The 6,840-nt window shown below is 68.8% G+C and carries 6 protein-coding genes; 3 read left to right on the top strand and 3 right to left on the bottom strand.

Features of this window, described 5'->3' with window-relative positions; all coding sequences use genetic code 11:
- Positions 1-28: 28 nt before the first annotated feature.
- The 3 genes from ACNPM4_RS10585 to ACNPM4_RS10575 are packed head-to-tail and all read left to right on the top strand — an operon-like array spanning position 29 to position 2,504.
- On the top strand, positions 29-901 hold the full coding sequence (locus ACNPM4_RS10585) for a hypothetical protein (protein ID WP_448985648.1): 873 nt from the start codon (positions 29-31) through the stop codon (positions 899-901).
- Positions 898-1,659, top strand: coding sequence for a polyamine aminopropyltransferase (locus ACNPM4_RS10580; RefSeq protein ID WP_372467913.1), 762 nt, complete (start codon positions 898-900; stop codon positions 1,657-1,659). The genes ACNPM4_RS10585 and ACNPM4_RS10580 overlap by 4 nt, the downstream gene beginning before the upstream one ends.
- Positions 1,656-2,504: an SMP-30/gluconolactonase/LRE family protein gene (locus tag ACNPM4_RS10575; protein WP_448985647.1), complete on the top strand. Its 849-nt coding sequence runs from the start codon at positions 1,656-1,658 to the stop codon at positions 2,502-2,504. Before ACNPM4_RS10580 ends, ACNPM4_RS10575 begins: the two co-directional genes overlap by 4 nt.
- A 13-nt stretch (positions 2,505-2,517) precedes the next feature.
- Here the strand turns inward: ACNPM4_RS10575 and ACNPM4_RS10570 are convergent, their stop codons facing one another.
- The 3 genes from ACNPM4_RS10570 to ACNPM4_RS10560 all read right to left on the bottom strand — a co-directional run.
- Positions 2,518-3,630, bottom strand: coding sequence for a substrate-binding domain-containing protein (locus ACNPM4_RS10570; protein WP_372467911.1), 1,113 nt, complete (start codon positions 3,628-3,630; stop codon positions 2,518-2,520).
- Positions 3,631-3,641: 11 nt separating this feature from the next.
- Positions 3,642-5,897, bottom strand: coding sequence for an FAD-dependent oxidoreductase (locus ACNPM4_RS10565; protein ID WP_448985645.1), 2,256 nt, complete (start codon positions 5,895-5,897; stop codon positions 3,642-3,644).
- Between the two features lie 34 nt (positions 5,898-5,931).
- Positions 5,932-6,840: hydroxyacid dehydrogenase (locus tag ACNPM4_RS10560; protein WP_448985644.1), on the bottom strand; the 909-nt coding region annotated here is incomplete at its 5' end.

Below are 6,840 nucleotides of genomic sequence, written 5' to 3'. Positions count from 1 at the left end.
CCCCCCCGCGCAGTAGGCTGAACGCATCATGGACGAGTTCATCCAGGGCTTCTGGAACTTCGCGGGCAACTACTGGTGGCTCATCTTCCCCATCATGGGGATGGCCGGCGGTGCCGCGAAGGCGTGGGAGCAGGGTTCCAAGCGCCGGCACGAGCGCCGCCTGGAGACTCTTCGCATGAAGGCGCAGCTGAAGACGGCCGAGATCGAGGCGCGTGCGCTCACCCAGCAGGCCAAGCGCCGCGGCCCTTCGGTGGTCGACACCACGGCATCCGTCGTCCCGAACGACCTGGTCGCGCGCCTGTTCGCCGAGCACGACGAGATCACCGCACGCTGGCTCGACTACGAGCTCGACGTCGCGAAGCTCATCGCCTTCCCCGCCATGAGCGACGGCCGTCAGCCGCTGACCGCCGCGTTCCTGCGCGCCAAGAAGACGGCGGATGCGCTGCGTCCGGCATCCGCCGAGGCGAAGGTGTCGGAGCAGCAGATCACCGAGTACCTGCAGGCGGTGGGCGGCTACGCGGTCGCATTCGAGATCGCCGAGAAGGATGCCCGGCGTCTGCGCGACTCGACGTTCACCGCGCCGGAGCGCAAGCGACTGGAACGGGCTCAGCAGCTGCTCAAGGTCGCGGTCGACGAGTCGGCCACGCAGGCAGAGCGCAACGTCGCGTACAAGCGCGTGCGCGAAGAGCTCGACGGCCTCATCCTGCTCTCCGACGACGCCGTCACGGTGCTCGAGAAGCAGGTGGCGAAGGAGATCTCCGCCCCGGAGACGGCCACCCCGGAGCCCGAGCGGATGCCGCTCCCCCTCCGCGACGAGAAACCCCGAGACGCGAGCACATCCGCGGGCCCCGCCCGCATCCCGCCTCTGCCGGGCGACGACGACGGAAGCATGCCGCGGTGATCACTCGGTTCGAAGAGCTCGACTGGCAGACGACGCCGATCGGCGACCTCATGCTGCGCCGGCGCACGGAGCCGGCGGTCGGGCAGGAGATCTACGAGGTCAAGCTCGGCGACGAATACCTGATGTCGAGCCTGTTCACGGTGGCAGAGGAAGAGCTCGCGAATCTGGGGCTCGCCGCGGTGGTCGGCGACGACCTCTCGGTCCTGGTCGGCGGGCTCGGGCTCGGCTACACCGCCGTCGCGGCGCTGCGCGATGCGCGGGTGGCATCGCTCACGGTGATCGATCGACTGGGCGCCGTGATCGGCTGGCACGAGCGCAAGCTCCTGCCCGCGTCGGCGGAACTCGTCGAGGATGCGCGTACGAGTCTGGTCGAGGACGACTTCTTCGCCGTCATGCGGTCGGCACCCGCTGAGGGGCACCGCGGGTATTCGGCCATCCTCCTGGACGTCGACCACTCTCCGCGCCACCAGCTCGACCCGACGCACGCCGACCTCTACGACGCCGCCGGTCTGCGTGCGCTCGACCGTCATCTCGCCGCGGGCGGGGTCTTCGCCCTGTGGTCGGATGATCCGCCCGACGACGAGTTCATGGTCGAGCTGAACGCCGTGTTCGATGACGCCGTCGCCCACATCGTCGATTTCGACAATCCCGTGACCGACGGGGTCTCGTCGAACACCGTGTACGTCGCGCGCAGTCGTGGAGCGGGCTCCGTGTCGCTCGACGCCGCCGGGCGCACCCAGCCGAGAGAGGAAGCATGACCCCGGAGAACGTCACCGGTCCCGTCGCCCGTCACGCCGAAGGTCCCGTGTGGTGGCCGGGCTGGGGTGGACTGCGGTGGGTCGACGGGGAGGCCGGCGATCTGCTGACGCTGGGCACCGACGGCGTGACGCGGCAGCACATCGACGACGAGTACCTGGCCTTCGCGCGACCGCGCACCAACGGCGGCCTGGTGGCGGTCGGCGCCCGCACGCTCTACCTCGCGGATGACGTCGACGGCGAGACGCGCGCCGTGGCGACTCTGCATGAAGACCCGCGAGTTCGCATGAACGACGGATGCTGCGACCCGCGCGGCCGCCTGCTCGCAGGTTCCATGGCCTACGACGCCGCACCGGACGGCGGGTTCGTGCTGCGGCTCGACGCGGAGCTCGCGGTCTCGACCGTGCTACCTCGGGCGACGATCTCGAACGGCATCGGCTTCTCGCCCGACGGCCGCCGCGCCTACTACGTCGACACCGCCACCCACCGCATCGACGTGTTCGATGTGGCCGAGGGTGAGCTGCGCGGACGGCGGGCATTCGTCTCGATCCCCGAGGAGCAGGGGTCCCCGGACGGGCTGACCGTCGCCGCGGACGGCAGCGTGTGGGTGGCCCTCTGGGGCGGCAGTGCCGTGCACGGCTACGACGCGACCGGAGCGCTCGTGCAGACGATCGAGCTCCCCGTGCCGCAGGTGTCGGCGTGCACGTTCGGCGGCGACGACCTCGACACGCTCTACATCACGACGTCAGCGCAGGGCCTCCCCGACGACCACGGCACCGAGGCGGGTTCGGTGTTCGCCGTGCAGCCCGGAGTGCGCGGGCTGCCGGTCACGCTGTTCGCCGGCTGAGCGGGGCGCGGGTCTAGCGGGATCGGGCGCCGCAGGAATCGCGGATCGTCAGCCTCGGCACGATCGAGATCTGCTGTACCGGCGACTGATCTCCCTCGGTGATCCGCGTGAGCAGGAGCGCCGCGGCCATCCGCCCGATGCGGTGCTTGGCCGGCGACACGGCTGTCAGTGGCACCGGGGCGACGTCGGCCACTTCGTCGTCATAGGAGACGATGGCGAGATCCTCGGGCACACGCAGCCCCCGACGCTGCGCAGCGACCTCGAGGAGCGTGGCCTCGCGATCACCGAAGACGAGGGCCGCGGTGCAGCTGCCATCAACCATCTCCTGGAGCACATCGTCCGCGTGGGTCTGCAACCACTCCGCGCTCGTCCTCGAGACGATCGTGCTCACCATGCCCTCCAGGTGCGGGACGGATGCCTCATACCCGCGGCGGACTCCGGACGACGGAGCGGAATCAGCTCGCAACGCCAGCGCGATCCGGCGGTGGCCGAGTCGGTGCAGGTGCGAGACCCCCTCGAACGCCCCGGCCTCATGATTCGAGCAGACGTACTCGGTCGGATCGAAATAGCCCAGGCTCCGGATACGTCTCTCCAGCATCACCACCGGTATCGGAATGCTCTCCAGCCGGCGGAGCAGGGCGCCGGGATCGGCATCGTCCGAGATGATGGGCGTGATCAGCAGACCATCGACGCCGGACTCGACGAACCGGGCGATCGCTTCCTGCTCGACGCGCGAGTCGTACTGGGAGGTCGCGAGAGCGATGGAGGTTCCCGAGCCCGAGAGGCCCGCCTCGATACCCTGCAGGACGGTCGGGAAGTAGAGCCGGGTGTCGGGAATCAGCACGCCGATCGTGCGCTGTTCGGTTCGCTGCCTGGAGGCACTCGACACGTACATGCCGGAGCCTTGGCGGCGGAGGATCAACCCTTCGTCGACCAGGACGTCGACAGCCCGCCGCACAGTGCTGAGCGAGTAGCCCGTGGACTCGACGAGCTGCTTCTCGGTCGGCAGAAGGCTGCCCAGCGGCCAACTGCCGGCCGCGATCCCTCGACGAAGCTCCTGCGCGAGCGCTTCGAACTTGAGCGCACGAGGCGTGAGGCCGGACGGGGTGGGATGCACTGCTGTCATTGCTCTTCCGATCAGTACACCCGCACCTGGCCCACCTGGACCAGGTCGGAGCCGTTCGTGCGGTGGCAGACGAGCCGGATCCGCGCCGTCGCGACGGGTTCGAACGCCACGGTTCGGTGACGTCGACGATTGTCCCGCACCGTGCCGAGGGTACGCCAGTGCCCATCCACGAATGCTTCGAGATCGAAGTCGGCGACGATCTCGGGCGGTATCCGGTGCTCACTCCGGACATAGTGGAGATTGTTCACGTAGGCATTGACATCGTCGTTGAACACGACGCGTACCTCCGACGCCTGGACCTCGCGCTCCCACTCGAGCGTGAGGATCTCCGGGTCCCCCGCGACCAGATCTCGTCGCGGACGCGACGACCACATCCGCGGCCCGCCGTACGGGCGCCCGTATCCCCCGACGACGTTGGCCGCCTCCAGACCGGCCACCGCGCCTTCGCACCGGGTGGCGAGTCGAACACGTGCCAGCTTCTTGATCCCCCAGCGCACCACGTCGTCGGGTCGATCGGCGAGAAGATGGGCGTCGATCTCCTCGACATGCGCCGAGACGGGGCGGGTCATCGAGACCGTGCCGAACAGATATTGGCCGCTGGTCCCCCACCGCACTCCCGGGGTCGCTTCGAGGACGACGACGGTCGACGTATCCGGGCTGCCGCCGGCGGGGAGCTCGTCGAGCAGCGACACCCAGCCGACATGACCGGCGGGGAGCTCGATGCTGCCCGAGTCGAGTCTCACGGCAGGGAAGTATGTGCGGCCGTCGAGGGTCTCATGCACGGTCCAGGAGACGGAGGCGTCCTCGTCGCTCGAGAGGTGCACCCGCACCGGCCCCGATTGTCCTCGTGGAAGCAGGAACGCGGTGTCGTCCGCGAGCAGGAGCGAGGAATCCGGTTCTTCCAGCTCGTCCCACCGGAGCTCCGACGTCGCGGTCGCCCGTGCCTGCAGCGCGAGATTCGCGGGGTCGTCATCCTGCACGCCGATGAGCGCGGCATCCTGTCGGGTCAGCCGGCGCTGCAGTGTTCGGATGTGCGCAGCGTGGAGTTCCGCGGGCGTCCAGTCCGATGCCGCGCACAGCGCCGCGGCGGTTCCGGCGGCCTCGCCCATCACCGCGCACGTCGCCATCACGCGCAGCGAACCGAACGCGACGTGCGTGGCACTCACGTTGCGTCCGGCCATCAGCAGATTGCCGACATCGATGGAGCGCAGGATGCCGAAGGGGATGTCGTAGGTGCCGCGCGGGTAGATCTGCTGAGCGGCGGACCGAGGCTCGTACACGCCCTTCGAGGGGTGGAGGTCGATCGACCACCCGCCGAATCCGATGGCGTCCGCCTTGCGCGTCGCCGAGACGACATCCTCCTGCGTCATGGTGTGCGCACCGATGATCCGGCGATACTCCCGCTTGCCCGGAACCGACCCGACCCACTCGAGAGTGAGGTTCTCGGCATCCGGGAAGCGTCCGGAGTTCTTGATGTGATCCCAGATGCCGTAGATGACTGCCCACAGCTCGTCCCTGATCCGCTCGTTGTCAGCGACGATGTCCAGCTCGCCGCCCCATTCGATCCACCAGTAGTCGGCTCCGTTGTCACCGGTTCGAAGCACCCGGCTCTCCGGGATCGTCGTGGCTGCGAGGTCTATCGCGAACGCCGGCGGCACGAACGGCACCGGTTCGGACTCCTTGCGAGTGTAGAACAGCAGCGTGCTGCCCAGCGTGAGCTCGTCCTCTTCCTCCGGTGCCAGATCCTCACCGAAAGCTGCACTCGCCTCCCGGCCGAGTCGCGTCCGAGCACCGGCCCGGGCCGCCACGGATCCGTCGCCGGTGGCATCCACGAAGGTGTGCGCGGCCACAGTGACCTCGCCCTCCGATCCCAGCACGATCCCGCCCACCGACGAGATCCGGTCTCCGTGCATCTGCACCTCGGTGATGTGTGTGTTCAGCAGCAGGGTGATGCGCGGCTCCGCCTTCACGGCATCGAGCACGACGAGGTCCCAGTAGTACGGGTTGCCGAGCGGATTGCGGTACTCGTTCTCGACATAGAGCTCACCGATGATCCCCGTCTCGCGCGCGAAGCGATGATGCCCCGTCGCCGTCGCACCGCAGACCCAGACCCGCACCTCGCTGCTCGAGTTCCCTCCGAGCACCGGACGATCCTGCACCAGCGCCACGGTCGCTCCGTTGCGCGCCGCAGCGATCGCTGCCGCGACACCGGCGAGCCCACCGCCGATGACGGCGACGTCGACATCGTGCCTCGTCCGATTGCTCATGATCCCTCTTCCGTTCTTCCCGGTTCCCCGGGGCTCACGCGATTCGCGAAAGGTCTTCGGCCCGCACCCGGTGCGCGAGCTCCTCGCCCGTGAGCACTCGAATCGCCTCGTCGACTGCTCCTCGGCCGAGCCGCTGGAGATCCGACCCCGTGGCACCGGCGAGATGGGGCGTCAGGAAGACGTTCTCCAGCGCCCACAACGCCGAGTCGGCGGCGGGGACCATGGGTTCGGTGACATCGAGGATCGCGAAGAGGTCGCGGGTGCGGAGCACGTCGATGAGGGCGTCCTGATCGACGATCGATCCGCGGGCGGTGTTGATGAGCGTGGCACCGGGGCTCATGCTCTCCAGCAGCCGACGGGTGATCATCCCGCGCGTGCCCGGAGTGGCCGGGGCGTGCAGGGACACCACGTCGCTGTCGCGCATGAGCGTCTCCAACGACGTCAGCCGGGCACCCAGAGAATCCGCTTCGACGGCATCGACGTACGGGTCGTAGACGAGCACCTGCAGATCGTGTCGTGCGATGAGTCGCGCCACCGCACGCCCGACGCGGGACGCTCCCACCAGGCCGACGGTCTTGGCCGTGATCCCGAGCGTGTCGAGACGCGGCCCCCGATCGAGCGTCGCACCTTCGCGGATGTAGTCGCGACGCAGTCGGAACACGCCTTTCAGGCTCGCGACGATCATCGCCGCCGCGTACTCGGCGACCGCTTCCGCGTTGCGCTCGACCTGGGTCGAGACGCGCACGCCCGTCTCCCACGCGTCGTCCGTGAGGAGCCGCTTCACCGAACCCCCCGTGTGGATGATCGCCTCGAGCGAGGAGAACCCGTCGAGCACGCCGGCAGAGATCTCGTGCGTCCCCCAGCTGGTCAGGAGCACCTCGGCGGATCGCCTGTCCTCCACGTCGAGCACGCTCAAGTCGCCACCCACGTGCACGACCCGGCC

Source organism: Microbacterium umsixpiens, from assembly GCF_053543675.1.
Note: the sequence above shows the minus strand (reverse complement) of the source record. Positions and strands in the feature narration are given on the sequence as shown.

Excerpts from the sequence above, each read along its gene's own strand:
- ACNPM4_RS10570 (WP_372467911.1), bottom strand. The coding sequence starts at position 3,630 with ATGACAGCAGTGCATCCCACCCCGTCCGGCCTCACGCCTCGTGCGCTC.
- ACNPM4_RS10575 (WP_448985647.1), top strand. The coding sequence starts at position 1,656 with ATGACCCCGGAGAACGTCACCGGTCCCGTCGCCCGTCACGCCGAAGGT.
- ACNPM4_RS10585 (WP_448985648.1), top strand. The coding sequence starts at position 29 with ATGGACGAGTTCATCCAGGGCTTCTGGAACTTCGCGGGCAACTACTGG.
- ACNPM4_RS10565 (WP_448985645.1), bottom strand. The coding sequence starts at position 5,897 with ATGAGCAATCGGACGAGGCACGATGTCGACGTCGCCGTCATCGGCGGT.